This window comes from Psychrobacillus sp. BL-248-WT-3, from assembly GCF_012843435.1.
In the GTDB taxonomy this organism is placed as follows: domain Bacteria; phylum Bacillota; class Bacilli; order Bacillales_A; family Planococcaceae; genus Psychrobacillus.
The window spans coordinates 1-17462 of the sequence record NZ_JABAFC010000052.1; the positions used below are offsets into that span (position 1 = coordinate 1).

A 17462-nucleotide genomic window follows, 5' to 3' on the forward strand; every position below is an offset into this window, starting at 1 on the left:
CTTCGGGGCGATTGTCGTAAACCTGAGCTTGATTGTAGTAATCCGGGTGCTCATTGTCGCAAACATAACTTTTACCGTTGAGCCGTTTTAGGGATTGTCGTAATCTTCGGGAGGATTATCGTAAACTTGAGCTTGATTGTAGTAATCCGGGTGCTCATTGTCGCAAATATAACTTAGAGCGATGAGCAGTTTTGAGATTGTCGTAATCTTCGGGGCGATTGTCGTAAACCTGAGCTTGATTGTAGTAATCCGGGTGCTCATTGTCGCAAACATAACTTTTACCGGTGAGCCGTTTTAGGGATTGTCGTAATCTTCGGGAGGATTATCGTAAACTTGAGCTTGATTGTAGTAATCCGGGCCCTCATTGTCGCATTCAGGAGCGGAATTATCGTAATCTAAGCAGTGATTGTCGTAAACCACCTAAAATCAGATGTTAAACTTGGCCAACTCGAACTACCCATGCAAATTCATTGATGTTCGAAAATTTCCAGTAACTAAAAGACTGGACCCCCTGTTTGAAGGGATCCAGTCTTTTAATATGGCTTATGAAGCTTTCGGAAGAGCTAAAGAACCTGCTTCTCCCCATATTAACTCCACCCATTCAGGATGATCGATAAATGGATTGCGATTTCCTTGCCATTCCTGGATAACATTGTTTCGGTTAAGTTCAAATTCGTCTACAGGATCTTGTTCATGCCACTCTAGTAAAACAGAAAGCTTGCCATGAAAAGGAGCTGAGCCATTGTTTAGTTTTTCATTTAGCTCTAAATCTACTCGATCTCCTGCTTCATACCGTGTAGCCATATAAAAAAGAATACGAGCAACGTCACCCTTTACTCTATCTGGTGGCTCAAAGGAATTTTTCGTCTTATAGCAGCCATCACAGCCGCTAACTGGCGACCCACCATTATCAAAGTCTAGGTTCCCTCTAGCACTATTCACTTGAACGTCCGTGGGACGGAGGTGATGGATGTCTGTTCCAGGACCTTTACTTGTACCAAAATCTCCATGAGACTTAGCCCACGTATGCTCGCGGTTCCACTGTCCTACCTTTCCTCCGTTGGCAGTTTTAGAGCGGGATTTCCCGGAATAAAACAAGATCACATTATTTTTATTTTTCGGGTCCTCATCCGTTTCTTTCAATGCATCCCATACTTGACTATAAGATAATTCGGTATGGTCATCGATAATTTCATGAAGGGCAGCTTTTAGCGCAGCACCTTCTTTACCAAGAGCATCCTTATAATAATTATCTGTCGGTGAACTAGCTGATGAGACAACTACACTGAATCGAGTCGTTACTTCTTTATCGCCGTCTGATCCAGTAACCCCTACTATGTGATTTCCCTCTGCTAAGTCAAGGGTTAATACAGACCCTTTGATTGTTCCTAATGTGGACGTAAACGTCAGCTCATCCGCATCCGGATCAGAGAAGTAGTCCATTAAATTAATGGTTTTTAATTGTCCTACCTTTAAAGTCATAGCAGGTATAGTTGAAACGATTGGAGCTCGGTTTTCTCCAGGTAAGGAAGGAACCACAATGGGTTCCCCTTTTGAATTGGTAATCTTGATAGAATCTCTTGTTGCGCCGTTAATAAAATCAAATTCTTGAATATTTTCTGCGCCTTTTATTTCCTTAACATTTGTGCCATCCACAACGACCTTAAGCACGTGTGTACCTTTGAAGTCTGTGATTGCTCCATCCTTTGCCGGGACAAGGGTAACAGCATGCTCTGCAAAGCCTTCTCCTTTAAATTCTGCGTAAGCACCGGTAAAGAATATACCTTCTGTTATTTCAGATTGAGCATCCAATTCGATGGAAACGCTTGGTTTAGTAATAGTTACTCTGTTTGATTGAATATTTTTCAGGTTATAGTGCTTTTCTGCGACTATTGGTGTAACTTCATCCTCTGCAAGCAGATCAATTTGAACCATCACAGGATCATGGTCAGAAGCACGTCCTGCCATATCTGTGAAGTCAGCATTGATATGAAGTACATCAATTTTAGTTTTGTTGGCTAGGTTATTCGTTACTAAAATATGATCTAACACTTGTGAATTTCCTTGATATAAATACGTGTATCTATCCGAAGCTTCCACTTTGTTGATCATATTCTTCATTAATTGACCTTCATGAATTTTTAACGATTGAGAGAATTGATAGTCGTTAAAGTCTCCTAATGAAACGATATTAGCTACTGGATTTTTCGTGTGAACATCTTTTATAAATCCATAAACTATGTTTGCAATCTGGTGACGCTGTGCTTCACTTGTATAAATTGGGGGCTGAATAGCTCCAAACAAAGGAGTATCTCCAGATTTAGAATTCCAGTGATTCGCAATTACGATTACATTCTCACCTTGGAAGTCAAATTGAGCTGCCAAAGGCTTACGACTGCTATTAAATGCACTATTGGTTGGGTCAATACGACCTGGATTATGCGTTAGCTTACCATTTTCGTAGCCAACTTTAGTGGTAGCTCCACCTACTGGCATCCCTTGCGTTAACGACACACGCTCCGGGTTATAAAGAAAACCAACACGAATATTAGCATTAGGTGCTCCACCATCCGCATTGTTGACAGGATCAATATTTACATATTCATATTCCACTCCGCCGGCAGCCTTAATTGCCGTTATTAGACGCTCATAGCTTTGATTTGCTTTAGAATCTCCTGTAGATTCTCCATTGTTATCTTGAACCTCTGTTACGCCAACGATATCTGGACTTTGCATATCATTAGCGATAGCTCTAGCTAATTTTCTAGCTTTGTCGTCTGAAGTTGACGATTTGTTATTAGAGAAATTCTCTAAATTGTAGGAAGCAATTGTCAGTTTGTCTTCTGCTTTTACAATTGTAGTTTTCTCTGGAGAAGCAGTACCTTTTGTGTGTGCTGCTTGCATTTCATTTAGAGAAACATAAATTTTAAAGTTTTGATACGAGTACCCTACAACTCCAACAATTGGACCTGTAAACTTGTCCCCTGTCGCAACCTCGAAGTTTCGTGCTGCTCCATTTGGCTCCAATCGGAATTGAATACGATTCGGGTTTTGGTTACCTTCCTCAAAAAGCACTCCTCCGTGAAGAGAATTGGTTGGTGCATTTTCTAATACGGTAATCAAATCTCCGTGCTCCTGAGGTGATACTGATTTAACATTACCAACTTGTACGCGCATTCCTTCTATACTTTCCCAGAAATCAATTGCATCGATAGTTGGATTAAAAACTTGTAAATAATCGCTATCAATTGCCTGTAAATTCATTTTTGACTCATCAATGATAATTGGCTCTGGTAAAGATACATTGTTCTTCACTACTTTAACTTTTCCGCCTTGGTCATTTCGTACATTTATTTGAGTTGTTTTCAAGTCTGTTTGGTTAGCATCGGCGTATCCATCATATGCATACTCACTAACTTTCCCAGTAACCTCTACTAAATCCCCAATCTTAATTGGCCAAGTGCTAGTTCCACTGTATAGCATAATTGCTTCTGAAGTATTGGAATTGTCATCAACAAACTCATCTGGAGTTTGAATCGTATAGTAAGTTGCCCCGTTTAAAACAAATGAATAAGTGACAATCCCTTGGATTCCTTCCACCGTTTGATTTGCAAAAGACGTTGTATGGCCTTCACCTTGAATATCATGGATTTGCAGACTGTCTGTAATGATGTATTCAAAGGTTTTTATTTCAGAGACTCCATCAGCTGTTACCGCTATAGCCTTTACTGTTGTATTCGTTTGAATATCGAATGGCGACGTATATTTTGGACTTTCAACAGTAGGGTCTGTACCATCTATTGTGTAATAAATTTCAGCACCGGATGTCGTAGTAGAAAGAGTTACCGCAGTGCCCCCTACGTATGTCCCGCTTCCAGGTGTAGCGACTACCGGCTGTAAAATCGTGCTATCCTCTACGATATCTGACGCAAATCGTGGAATAATTTGATAGTCATTATCAAATTGTTGAACGATTCCTGTAATAGATTCATAGACATTACCAACTTTTAAGTTTAATGTCCCGCTTTCATCTCGCACAATAAAGCTCGTTGTTCCATCAGTAGCCGTAAAGTTGTTATTAGTGTTGTCTGCAGTGATTGTAATGTTTTTAGCTTGAACTAGAAGTGATTCATTCGCTTCATTCACTTCTGCCCCTGTTACAACCTTAGGAGCTGGAGCACCTACCCGTTCTTGCTTTTTAACAAGAGTAGCATTGTCCAATTGTAAAAGCCCTCGGTATTCCGCTAGCTTACCTGTTACAATGACTTCATCGCCAACCGTTGCTGAAAGACTAGAAGGTCGAACTGCAATCCCAGTCGCCCCATCCTGTACAGAAATGCTGTTTTTCAGGTTAGCAGCTACAATTGCCTTAATAGTTACCGTGTCTCCTATTTTTCCTGATCGAGCTTCAGCAACTGTAATATATGTTGGTTCCTCTGGCTCCTCTGGGTCTGGTTCCACTGGAGTTGTTCCACCCATTGTATGGGAGCCTAAAAAATCGAATGTATCTACATTATGGGTATCCCATTGCACAGCGACATCATAGACATCCTCAGGATTTGAATCTCCAGAAAGAACAGATGCCTTTTTCACTAGCGTGACATTTTCTCCCCATCCTATTCTTACTCCAAGTTGACCAAAAGAATCGACAACCTCAGTAGATTTCTTTAACAGAAGAACATCGTCTCCGTTAAAGGCAGTCACAGTACCATTTTGCAAATCCCCTTTGGCTTTAAGGGCTGCATTCGCTTGATTATTATAAATTACATAAGTTTTACCGTGAGCTAACGTGCCCGTTAAATTTAAGGAGGCTTGTTTAGTTTTACTACCATTCGTATAAAGCTCTAACGAATAATTAGAAAGATCTAAGTCAGAGCCAGTCCCATTATAAAGCTCAATTGCTTTGTTATTGCTATTTCCCTCTACGTACTCTGAAATGATTAAATCTGTGGCATTAGTAGCCGCAACTGCCTTGGAAGGTAGCGCTGGTAAAACTAGTCCGGCCATAAGTGTTGCAGACAAAAGCACATTTAAATGCTTTTTCCAGTTCCTTTTTATCATCTCTATATTTCTCCTTTTAGTTAGGGATTTTAGTATTAATAAAAGCTATAGAATGATATTTCCTAAGACCGTTATTCCGTCTAAGGTGTAGCTATCACTATCTAACTCTGAAAAGTCTGCATCGCCCTCAACTGTAATATTGAAGAAGGATACACTTCCTGATGGGCTACCAACTAATGTTAGATTTCCTTTTATTACTGCATGTTCAAGCTTACTTATATCTGATAATGATACGGTTACATCGCCTTTATATACTTTAGGCTCCTCTTTAGTTCCTGAGAAGTCATCAGCAGGGATATTTCCGCCAGGAATTTCAGTGTCACCTTGGCCAGCAACATTCACAATTCGTCCTTCTACTTGAGGATCTACAGTTTTAAGCGCTGCGATATGCTCTCGTAGGTTTTCCCAATCAGAGAGACCTAAATCAGTTACTCTGCCTTGTTCATACGCTTTTTTAAGCACATCGTAGCCGTCTCCACCCTTAGCGGTGAACGCGTTTGTCGCAATCATATACTCTTGTTCGTTTTCTAGTGGAACATACTTACCTGCAGCATCCTTATATTGAATAGAAACTACTCGTTGCCCAACTGGTTTGGTAGAATCATAGACAACCTTTGCTCCTGATACATGAAGGAAACCACCATTTTCCTTTGGAGACTCTTTAAAGCTAATCTCAAATGCAGCTTTTATCTCTGCACCTGAAAGCTTCATAGTTGCTAAGGTGTTACCAAATGGAAGCACGGAAATAACCTCTCCGACTGTGATCGGTCCCTGATTAATAGCAGCTCGGATACCTCCTCCATTTTGGAATGCCATAATTACATCTTTGTTATACACTCTTGCCTTATTTAACATGCCATCTGTTATTAAATTACCAAGTGGAGTTTCATTGCTTCGAACACTAGCAGGGTTATCTGCAGTAGCCCGTGGATTTTCTAATGCTTTAACAGCAGTTGCTCCCGTTTCCATCTCTTTTATTTCTTTAATTTTATTTGAGTATTTTTCTAACATTTTTTTTGCTTCTGCATCTTCTGTTTTTTCATTTACACTGATTAGCTTTCCAGCATTCTTTACAACTTTACCATTCTTATCAAACTCGACATCCAAAGTACCTAAAAACTCACTATACTGATAGGCTTGTACAATGACCGTAGGATCCTTTGCTTTACCGTTTTTGTCTTTATTAACCACTACTGGAGCCTCTAGTTTGGTATGACTATGTCCCCCAACTATAATATCAATTCCAGAAACTCTAGCTGCTAGCTCTAAGTCGTTGTCATACGCAGGATTATCGTCATACCCTAGGTGAGTGACAGCAATAACCTTGTTGACGCCTTGCTTTTTAAACTCTGCTACCATTGTTTCTGCAGCTTTAATATAATCTGTAAAAGCTACTTTTTCAGGACTAGATATATCTTTTGTTTCCTGTGTCGTTAAACCAAACAATCCAATTTTTTGGCCATTTACTACTTTGATAATTCCGCTGTATATTTGACCGTCTTTTGCGCTGCTTGTTACTTTAACATTAAATAATCCTTGAAGATTTACGTCCTCCGAAAAGTCGACATTGGAGCTTACAATAGGGAATTTAGATTTCTTGATAAATTCCGCTAAAGCTTTATGCCCTTCCGAGCTCGAGCCTAAGTCAAACTCATGATTCCCAAGGGTCATGACATCATACTTCATCAGGTTCATAAATTCCAAATCAGCTTGTCCTTGAAATTCATTAAAATATAAAGTTCCAGAGAATACATCTCCAGCGTCAATTAGAAGGGCTGATGGCTTTTCCTTACGAAAATCTTTTACAGCTGTCACGCGCTTTGCCACATTATCTAATTGAGCATGTGTATCGTTTGTATGCATGATAGATAATTTGAAATTTGTATCGGGAGTACCTCCGCCCCCGCCTCCTCCGCCGCCGTTACCTGGTGATGGTGGTGGGTTTGGTATAGAAGGTGGTGTTGGAACAGGTGTAGGCATTGGTGTCGGAATAATAATATCCATTCCTGCTTTTTTAGATACCTCCGTCACCTTGTCGATAAGCTCCTTCACCATAGGTAAAGCGCTAGGAGAAGGTAAACGAATAACTAATGGTTTAATAGATTCTAATATCTTAATGGCTTCTTCCTTTTTACCCGCTGCAAGTAGCTTATCCGCTTCCTTCACTTTCATATAAATAGTGACAGGTATCATTAACTGATCTCGTTTTTGATTTGCAGGCTCCTTATACTGATCTAGTAATAGATCTCTAGCTGCTTTACCAGAAAAACGGTATAGGATAACGGTTCTATTTTTTAGCTGAACAGAAAGCTTGTGATAAAGTGATTCAACCTTTTCCCAATCCTTTGCACTCTCTGCCTTTTTCATATCAGCCATTATAGGATTTAAATACTTGTCCGCGTAATTATAAGCATCAATATAAGGTATGATCCCCTTAGTAACACGCTCCTCGTATAAAGCATCTAAATCTCTCAACATAGCATTCTTGTTTGAAGCGTTCGATTTTTGTATAGCACTTCTTACCTTTTGATAGTTCTTCTTCGCCAAATTTAATGCCGGATATAATTCTGCGCTAGTAGCAACCTGACCGTTCTGAGCAGGAACTACATAAGCATATGCAGCCTCCTTCATGTCTTTTCTTGCCTGATCCACCATCGATTGAAGTGAACTATTAGCATAACCTGTATTGCTTGAAACTAGCAGAGAAGTTGTGAGTACTGCTGCCATGACAGATTTCTTCATCTTGTTGTTCATGATTTCCCTCCATATTTTTAATATATAACGCCTTAATATCCTGACATTAATTAGCAAATTTAGAACTAATATTCATGTCAATTATTACCATAACATGGCGAATCATTAAATACAATTAGGAAAATATTAAATATTTGTAATACTCTAATTTACATATATCGACTAGTTAGATGGCTGAAGTAAATTGCGATTCGTAGCGTTCCTCGGTTATAAATCTTCAATAAAAACATTTAGTTATAAAGGGAAACTTTACATAGAATATACAACTAAAATGTCATTTTCATATGCAAGTGTCGTGAGTATAGTGATTAATATAAAAGAAGCTCTGGTTGGTGAATTACTTCTGACACAGGGACACACACAACACAAACAAAAAAAGCTGTCTGTCAGGCACAAAAACACCTAACAAAACAGCCCTTCATATTTTAACTCTTCCACGAAAATTTCCAAGCTCTACCTGGAACCTTACACAAGCCAACTATGAGTATGAACGATAAAATCCCGGCCACTAGTGAAAGTGTCATATAGCTAGTTTGAGCCGCAATCACACCCGACAAGCCGCCACCCGAAACACCAGCGAGCGCCACCCATACGTCAATCGAGCCTTGTCTTTTCGCCCGTGTTGCAGGTACTGTGGAATCTACGATCAAAGCAGTACTGCTGATCAAACCGAAATTCCAGCCTAGCCCAAGTAAAGCAAGCGCCACAATAAGCATTCCTAAAGAGTCACCTGGTGCAAATGCCGCCACTAACCCTGCAGCCAGCAGTGTAAAACCAGAAGCTACCGCAATCGCCACACGACCAAAACGGTCAACTAGTATCCCAGTAACAAGTGAGGGTAAATACATCGCAGCCACATGAAAGCCAATGACAAGACCGACTGCGTTCAAGTCATGTCCATGATGCCTCATGTGCACGGGAGTCATTGTCATAATGGAAACCATCACGACCTGAGTGATGACCATAACGGCAGCCCCGATGAAAATACCTCTCCTATCCTCTACTTCCTCTTCCACACTTGAAGTATCCTGTTCCACCTGCTTATTAATAGCAGTCGAAATCACTAACGGATCTGGCCGCAATAAAACCCAAAGAATTGTTCCAGCCAATAAATAGGCGGCTGCCGCCAATATAAATGGCCCGGCAAGAGATGGAACCCCTATAGACTCAGCAAACTTTCCCATAACCCCTACTAAATTTGGACCCGCAAACGCCCCTAATGTGGTCGATACCATCGCAATACTAATGGCAGTACCTCGCTGCTTGGCAGTGGCTAAATCCGTTCCTGCATATCTAGCCTGCAAGTTTGTCGCTGATCCTGCACCATATATTAACAAGGAGGCAAACAGTAAGATGATACTGTCAGTCATAGCAGCAGCAACTACCCCAATGGCACCAATACCACCGACGATAAATCCGCCGGACAAGCCATACCTCCTACCATAACGCTGTGACATTCTCCCAACCATCAACGCCGCTCCTGCTGACCCTAACGTGAACAGGGCAGTAGGTATACCTGCATAGCTATCTGTCCCTAGCATATCCTGAGCAATCAAAGCCCCGACTGTTATTCCAGCTGCCAATCCTGCTCCTCCAAAAACCTGTGACAAAACGACTATCCACAATGTTCTTTTATATAGTCGCTGGATTTCTTCTGGAGAATCTATGTATCTCTGAATATCAATTTTTTCCTGTGAAATAAAAGCCACCCCCAAATCTATGCTTTTGAACTCCTCCGTAAACCCTTTAGCCAACTATATAGTATTATTCCAACAAATGCGCCAGTACTATCGATCAATACATCCTTCACCTGCGCTCCCCGACCAGGGACAACCAGCTGATGAAGCTCGTCACTAATCGCATAAACAATGCAAATAGCTAAAGCAAATACAATACTTTTCTTACCTTGAATCTCACTTAACCGGAACGCTCGGACAACCAATATTCCCAATACAAAATAAATAAGAAAATGTGCATTCTTTCGTACGAAATGATGTAAATGATCAACAAATAAATCCGACTCCGGAGCAACAGCTTCCACCACTGATAAAATTACCTCTGTTACCCCTGTACTTAATTCCTTTGAATCATCAGCTGGCTGACTGGAGAAAAAGAAGATTAACCCCATCCATAAAACCACTGCTAAATACGACCAAATTTTCGACATATAACCTCACCTTTAAAGCTTTTCTTATCAAAAAAGCAACTAAAGCTATAGCTCCAGCTGCTATTAAACATTACATATTTTTATAAACGCCTGTCCGAAGCAAGGCTTGCTTTAACGAACTGAATGTAGAAATCTTACCGAAGTCTAGTCCTAGCTGGACAGAGGTATGTGCCACCTCTGGGCGAATACCCGAAATATATGGACGAATTCCTAGTAAGCTTAAAACCTCCATAAACTTATACAGCTCATTGGCAACCATTGTATCTATTATAGAAACTCCGGAAATATCAATAAACAGCTTATCTAACCCAAGCTCTATACACTTTTGTGGAATCTCTTCACTTAGAGATTTTGCGCGATATGTATCCACGTCTCCAACGATTGGCAAGACACCAACCTTTTCTAGTATAGGTATGATAGGACTGCTCAATTCACGTATTAGCATTTGTTGAGCATTAAGCCGAGTCGTAAAAAGATAATAATAGCGTTTAGAGAATTCAAAGATTAATCGGTCAAAAGATTGATTATAAATGGAGCTCCACTTTAAAACATCTTTAGTTGTAATAGCTCCTGCTTGACCTTGAACAAAACGTTCTACATAGCTCCAAATAATCTCTCTCGTCTTGTTAAGTGCCTCGATCACATTATGAATTGCTATATTATTTTCTACTCTATTTTTTGCGACTGTTTCAGCCCATGTCTCTAATAGCTCGGAAAATGTTTTCTCATCCAATAAGGAAGTGGCAACTGTCCTAATCGTCAATGCATTCTGTTCCTTCAGCAGTTCATCTATTGAAGGGTTAGGATTATTTGAATAAAAAGGATCAGTAAAATTTCTTTTTTCCTCTAGCCACTGCTGGGAAATATGTGGAGAATTTTCAATCAAATAATTGTAAAGTTGTTCATTAATTGAAGACAAGTGATCTCCTTCTTTCTTTCTAAACAATAGTAACTCTATTATAAATGTTTCAGTAAGAAAAAGGTATTTTATTCTATTTTTAATTAAAAAAAGCAACCGAAGTGAAACTCCGGCTGCTAAAATATATTTATTTTGAAAATCTTCCTGCAAAGTCCATTGTGCTACATTTTTCCAATGGAAGTTTAACACTTTTACCTTCGGCAGCTGATTTATAAATAGCTAACACTAGCTCAAGTGCATTTCTACCGTCCACTGCTGTTACATAAGGATCTCTGTCGTTTTTAATAGCATCGATCACGTCTGTATATAGTGGGTTATGCCCAAAACCGTATACAGATGGTGGATTTTCGTAGTATTTTGCTTTTACTTCTTCTGAGTTATCCTTGTCATCAGCGAACATCCACTCTTCAATGATGTTAACAGATTTACCACCGATTTTAACAGTACCTTCCTCACCAAACACATAAAGTGTTTCTTCTAGGTTTTTAGGGAAGATATTCGTTGTACCTTCGATAATTCCGTAGCTTCCATTTTTAAAGCGAACTAAAGCCATACCAAGGTCTTCTGCCTCGATGAAGCCGTGCATTAGATTGTCCGTCATACCAACAACCTCTACGATTTCGTCGCCCATCATCCAACGTAACAAGTCAATATTATGTATACATTGGTTCATCAACGCGCCGCCATCTTGCTCCCAAGTTCCGCGCCATGGAGCTTGCGTATAGTAATCTTCCCCACGGTTCCAACGGATATGAGCAGTTCCGTGAAGTAATCGACCGAAGCGACCTTCTTCAACAGCTTCTCTCATTTTTTGAACAGACTTGTTAAAGCGGTTTTGGTGACAAGCACTTACTTTAACATTTTTCTCTTTAGCTAAAGCGATGATTTGATCTGCTTCTTCTAAAGATAATGCGATTGGCTTCTCGATAATTAGATTGCTGCCATGCTCGATACAATCTAAAGCGATTTGTGCATGCTTTCCGCTTTCTGTACAAATCCCGATTAGCTCAGGAGATTCCTGCTGAAGCATTTCCTTGTAATCCGTATATTTCTTCACTGTTTCTGGTAGCTCAAACATGGAAATTGTTGCATCCATTTTGCTCTCGTCCACATCACATAACGCCACAATATTTAAATTATTTTCTATAGCTGCAGCAACATGATTAGGAGAGATTCGTCCACACCCGATAATTGCATATTTTAAACTCACTTACGTGTTCCTCCTTTGGAATATCCAAAATCTATATGCTCTTATGTTATCCAAACACTTAAAGTTATACTCTTAGTGAATATCCTCACATAAAGCCTACACTATTATATCATATTCCAATCTATAGTTTTATCAACTAAAAGTTAAACTCTTTAGTTACTTCATTTTGGAAATAAATATAGAGCAGATTTGAAAATCTTTCCTATAAGACAATAAAGGTTACTAATTTTAAATTTATGATGCCACTTTTCACGACAAATCAATACCTTTTTACAGTTAATCTCTCTACCGGTCATAAATCTTTGCGAACGGTCATATTTCTCCCTACCGGTGATAAATGTCTCGCGAACGGTGATAAACTCTCTTTGAACGGTGATAAATCTCTGCGAACGGTGATAAACCTTCGCTGAACGGTTATAAATCTTTGCGAACGGTTATAAACCTTTGCTGAACGGTGATAAACCCTTATCAACGGTCGAATCACTTTTACAAGAAAGCCTCCGAAGCAATTTTCGGAGGCGATACAATGTTAGTTAAAATCATACATCCTACCTTTAATCAGATAAGCGGTGCTTTCTGCTATGTTAGTGATGTGGTCGGCTGTGCGTTCTAAGAAACGGTTGATGAATAGGAGCTGGACTAGCTGGGCTGTGTCCTCGGGATGCTCGCTTAAGTATTGAATAAGATTTTGGTAATTGGTTCTGCTGTTTGCATCGACTAGGTCATCCAGGTCGGCTACTTCCTTCGCAAGGGCAATATCTTCATCAACAAACGACTTCAACGATTTTTGTAGCATCGTAATGGATACCGTCTTCATCGGTTCAAGCTTTGTCATGTCTAACAGGGATGGTCGCTCTCCAATTTTAATAGTTGCCTTGGAGATGTTAACCGCAAAATCAGCGATGCGCTCGATGTCGCTTGATATTTTCAGCACGCCAATGATTCGGCGTAAGTCACGAGCAAGTGGCTGTTCCTTGGAGATAAACCAAATAGCCATTTGGTTAATTTCCTTTTCCATGTCATCGATCGTATTGTCTTTTTCAATTGTCTTTAAAGCAAGCTCGATGTCCTGCGTTTCTAATGCTTGGTAGGAGCATTCTAGCTGCTCCTCTGTGATTCTTACCATTTCAGCTAGCTTATTTTCTAGCTCCTGCATGTTATTTTCAAAGTTTTCGCGTATCATTTTCCGTCTCCCATCTTATTATCCGAAACGACCAGTAATATAATCTTCTGTTCGAGAGTCACTTGGTGTTGAAAAGATAATGTCTGTTTGATCGTACTCGATGACTTCCCCATTTAAGAAAAATGCTGTTTTATCAGAGATTCTAGCTGCCTGCTGCATATTATGTGTCACGATCACAATCGTGTAATCTTTTTTCATTTGTGTGATAAGCTCTTCTACTTTAAGTGTTGAAATTGGATCTAGTGCGGAAGTTGGCTCGTCCATTAAAATCACATCTGGCTTCATGGCAATCGCACGAGCGATACACACACGCTGCTGCTGTCCACCGGAAAGTCCTAAGGCAGATGTTTTTAATCTGTCCTTCACTTCATCCCAAATCGCAGCCCCACGAAGACTTTCTTCCACGATCTCATTTAAAGCCTTCTTGCTTTTAATGCCTTGCATACGTGGTCCATAAGCTACATTATCAAAAATGCTCATCGGGAACAGGTTCGGTTTTTGGAAAACCATTCCTACCTTTGTACGTAGCTTGATCACGTCCTGACTTGCATATATATCTTCTTCATCAATCACAATTCTTCCCGTGATTTTCACGCTATCAATTAAATCATTCATACGATTTAATGTACGTAGAAACGTGGATTTACCACAGCCGGAAGGTCCAATCAATGCGGTTACTTCTTTCTCCTGGATACCTAAGGAAACACCATATAACGCCTGCTTCTCCCCGTAGAATAAATTCAGGTCATACACATTAATTTTTGATTGCTCCGTAGTTGTAATTGCACCAGAGCTTTCAGCGGTAGATTTAGAAAGTAATTTCTTCATGTTGGTCTCCTTCGTTTAATGATTTGCCTTATTGAATTTCTTCGATATATAAGTTGCAGACAAGTTAAGGACTAAGATGATCACGATCAGGACAATACCAATGGCTGCTGCCAATTCAATATTTCCCGTTTCCTGAGTAACTAAGTAAGAATGTACTGTTAACGTTCGTGCTGAAGAGAAAATACTATCTGGCATCGCCGCAACTGTTCCCGCTGTTAAGAAGATAGCCGCCGATTCTCCCACGATCCGTCCGATGGAAAGAATAATTCCGGACAAAATCCCTGGCATTGCACTTGGCAAAATAATTTTATAAAGCGTTTGTAGCTTCGTCGTCCCTAGTGCTAGAGAGCCTTCTCTATACGTGTTAGGTACCGTCTTTAATGCCTCTTCCGTCGTTCGGATAATGACTGGTAGCACGATAATCGTCAATGTTAGCGACGCAGCGATAATAGACATACCAAGCTTTAACGTAGCAACAAAGAATACTGCACCAAACAATCCATAAATAATAGAAGGAATCCCTGTTAAGCTCTCAGTTGCGTAGCGAATGATTTTCACTAGTCGACCTTGCTTCGCATACTCGTGTAAATACACGGCTGCCAAAATACCGATTGGTGTTGCAATAGCCAGCGAGATTAGAATCGAATAAATCGTCGTGACGATCATCGGCCAGATGCCGCCTCCCTCAGTTGGAGAGTAATCGCCGAATATAAAATCAAAGCTGATTAATCGAAAGCCTTTATAAAAAATATAGCCAACAATGACAACGAGAATGGCAACCGATATGAAAGCAGAAAACCATAAGAGACCACGTAATATATTATCCTTTACCCTATTCATATTAGTTGCCTCCTCTTGCTGTAATTCTAGCTAGAACAAAATTCAAAATTAAAATGAAGGAGAATAAAACGATTCCCGTTGCAAATAACATTTCCTGATGAGTTCCAAACGCATATCCCATCTCTAAAGCAATATTCGTAGTCAACGGTCGAACACTGTCTGTAAGACTTGTAGGAATGATCAAGCTGTTCCCCGCAACCAAGATAACGGCCATCGTCTCCCCAATCGCTCGTCCTAATCCAAGGACAATCGCTGCCATGATTCCAGACTTTGCAGCAGGAACAATTACTTTGAAAATGGTCCCGATATGAGATACACCAAGCGCTAAAGAGCCCTCTGTATATGCCTTAGGTACAGCACGAATCGATGTCTCTGCTACCGTAACAATCGTAGGCAGCATCATAATGGCTAACACGAGAATGACTGCCAATAAGCTTTGTCCTCTTGCAAGTCCAAAGTTGTCCTGTAAAAAAGGAACGATAATCGCAAGACCAAATACCCCGTACAATACAGAAGGGATACCAGCTAAAAGTTGAATAGCTGGAGAAATTAATTTAGCTAACCACTTAGGTGCGATCTCTGCTAAGAAAATCGCCGTGAACAAGCCAATTGGAACTCCAATAATTAATGCACCAATTGTCGCGAATAGAGAAGCCACGATCATTGGGAAAATACCGAATTTATCCTCACTTGGAACCCAGTCCGAGCCGAAAATAAAATCTATAAAGCTATAGCCCTCTGCTATAAACGGATAGGATCCTTTATAAAATACAAAACCTACTATTAACGCTAAACTGATGACCGATAATAAGGCGCAAGCAAGGAAAACCTTTGCAGATAAACCTTCTAGAAAATACTTGCGTTTGTTTGCTTTTTCTATTTCAACGGTTTGCTTCTCGAATGGTGGTGTAGTCACGCAAGTTCCTCCCATTATGTAATTTCACAGATTTTATTGAAGAATAGGGATAGCTCCTGCCTCCGAAACTATTTGCTGTCCTTCAGGATTTAAAATATAATCGATAAATTGCTGCCCAGCAGCTGTTAACTCGCCTTCCTTATAAACGAATAAGAATGGTCTTGAAAGACCGTACTTTTCGTCCAGCACGTTTTGTGCGGTCGGCTCTACGCCATTAATCTTCATCGGGTAGATCGTTTCATCGATATATTCGAAGGAAATAAAGCCAACTGCGTGCTTATTTGTTGCCACTGTTGTCTTAATATTACCGTTCCCACTAGCAACAATCGCATTTCGAATCAATTCCCCAGAGGAATAGCCGACAATTTCCTGGAACGCATCACGAGAACCAGAGCCGTCCTCACGCGAAACAACCACAATCTCCAAATCTTCTCCACCAAGCTCCTTCCAGTTCTTCACCTCACCAGTGAAAATCTGCTTCACCTGTTCCATCGTTAAGTTCTCCACCTTATTCGATGGATGCGTCACAATAACAATCCCATCATAGGCAATGATAATTTCTTCTAACTGAGCCGCTTCCTCATCCTTTAAATCACGAGAGCTCATCCCAATTTCCGAAACACCATTTGTTGCATTGGTAATCCCAGCTGACGAACCAATCTGGTTTACCTCTATTTTGACCGATTCCGTTTCCTCATACTTCATCGCCAACTTCTCTGCCAAAGGACCAACCGAAGTAGACCCAGAAATAGAAATCGTCTGCTTATCGCCACTACTCTGCCCCGAATCATTACCTCCACAGCCAGCTAACAACGCAAACGGAATCACGAGAGAAACAATCGCTTTTTTAAATAACATGGACAACCTCCAAAAGTTATAGACTTCTATCTACTCTCCATCATAAAGTTAATTTCTTAACCCTCTATTAACTAAATGTTAAGGTATTGTAAACTTTCTAAAAATGAATTAAATATATTGTGAATTTAATGAAAAATCGGTAAAAAGATCTGGTGTGAATAGAGAGATATGGGAACGGTTAAAAGCAAACGAAGGGAAGCGCACGTAAACCTGGGGAAAGCACACCTAAATAGGAGTGACATGTCACCTAACTAGGGATGTGCACATAAAACTGTAAAAGTGTCACCTAAACGAGGAGATTCCGCACCTAAACAGGAGCTAGATGTCACCTTAAATTGTGAATGTGTCACCTAAACTAGAGATTTACACATAAAACTTTCAAAGTGACACCTAAACCAATTGAAAATGCACCTAAACAGGAGCTAGATGTCACCTAAAATTGTGAATGTGTCACCTAAACTGAAGATGTGCACATAAAACTCTAGCAAGTGATACCTAAATAAGAGGTAACCGCACCTAAATAGGAGCTATCTGTCACCTAAAATTGTGAATGTGTCACCTAAACTAGGGTTGCGCACATAAAACTTTCAAAGTGACACCTAAATTAGGAATCATCGCACCTAAACAGGAGCTATCTGTCACCTTAAATGGGAATGTAAAATATTTTGTGTAAATGTATTACTATCTTTATTCTAAACACATACTTACTTTATCCGTTAAGGGGAT

The 17462-nt window shown here is 40.1% G+C and carries 11 protein-coding genes; all 11 read right to left on the bottom strand.

Annotated elements, in window-relative coordinates; all coding sequences use genetic code 11:
• Window positions 1-543 precede the first annotated feature (543 nt).
• The 11 genes from HF876_RS17375 to HF876_RS17425 all read right to left on the bottom strand — a co-directional run bounded on the left by HF876_RS17375 (window position 544) and on the right by HF876_RS17425 (window position 16736).
• Window positions 544-5061 carry an endonuclease gene (locus HF876_RS17375; protein WP_169361318.1) on the bottom strand — a complete coding sequence of 1506 codons (4518 nt, stop codon included), beginning with the start codon at window positions 5059-5061 and terminating at the stop codon, window positions 544-546.
• Between the two features lie 45 nt (window positions 5062-5106).
• Window positions 5107-7815 (bottom strand): 5'-nucleotidase C-terminal domain-containing protein, encoded by a 2709-nt coding sequence (locus tag HF876_RS17380; protein ID WP_169361319.1) that lies wholly within the window; start codon window positions 7813-7815, stop codon window positions 5107-5109.
• Window positions 7816-8240: 425 nt separating this feature from the next.
• Complete coding sequence (locus HF876_RS17385; protein WP_169361328.1) at window positions 8241-9536, bottom strand: MFS transporter; 1296 nt, start codon at window positions 9534-9536, stop codon at window positions 8241-8243.
• A complete protein-coding gene (locus HF876_RS17390) occupies window positions 9533-9982 on the bottom strand; it encodes a VanZ family protein (RefSeq protein ID WP_169361320.1) in 450 nt (149 codons plus the stop codon). Before HF876_RS17390 ends, HF876_RS17385 begins: the two co-directional genes overlap by 4 nt.
• 70 nt (window positions 9983-10052) lie before the next feature.
• Entirely contained in the window at window positions 10053-10901 is an 849-nt protein-coding gene (locus HF876_RS17395; protein ID WP_169361321.1) for an STAS domain-containing protein, read from the bottom strand.
• A 127-nt stretch (window positions 10902-11028) separates the two neighbouring features.
• Window positions 11029-12111 carry a Gfo/Idh/MocA family protein gene (locus HF876_RS19310; protein ID WP_169361322.1) on the bottom strand — a complete coding sequence of 361 codons (1083 nt, stop codon included), beginning with the start codon at window positions 12109-12111 and terminating at the stop codon, window positions 11029-11031.
• 529 nt (window positions 12112-12640) lie between these two features.
• The gene (phoU, locus tag HF876_RS17405) at window positions 12641-13294 is read right to left on the bottom strand and encodes a phosphate signaling complex protein PhoU (protein ID WP_169361323.1); all 654 of its coding nucleotides are present in this window, start codon (window positions 13292-13294) and stop codon (window positions 12641-12643) included.
• Between the two features lie 18 nt (window positions 13295-13312).
• Window positions 13313-14122 carry a phosphate ABC transporter ATP-binding protein PstB gene (gene pstB / locus HF876_RS17410; protein WP_169361324.1) on the bottom strand — a complete coding sequence of 270 codons (810 nt, stop codon included), beginning with the start codon at window positions 14120-14122 and terminating at the stop codon, window positions 13313-13315.
• Window positions 14123-14137: 15 nt separating this feature from the next.
• Window positions 14138-14962, bottom strand: a complete 825-nt coding sequence (pstA, locus tag HF876_RS17415) for a phosphate ABC transporter permease PstA (RefSeq protein ID WP_169361325.1) — start codon at window positions 14960-14962, stop codon at window positions 14138-14140.
• A gap of 1 nt (window position 14963) precedes the next feature.
• Window positions 14964-15878 (bottom strand): phosphate ABC transporter permease subunit PstC, encoded by a 915-nt coding sequence (gene pstC / locus HF876_RS17420; protein ID WP_251552639.1) that lies wholly within the window; start codon window positions 15876-15878, stop codon window positions 14964-14966.
• 33 nt (window positions 15879-15911) lie between these two features.
• Entirely contained in the window at window positions 15912-16736 is an 825-nt protein-coding gene (locus tag HF876_RS17425; protein ID WP_169361327.1) for a phosphate ABC transporter substrate-binding protein, read from the bottom strand.
• Between the last annotated feature and the right edge of the window lie 726 nt (window positions 16737-17462).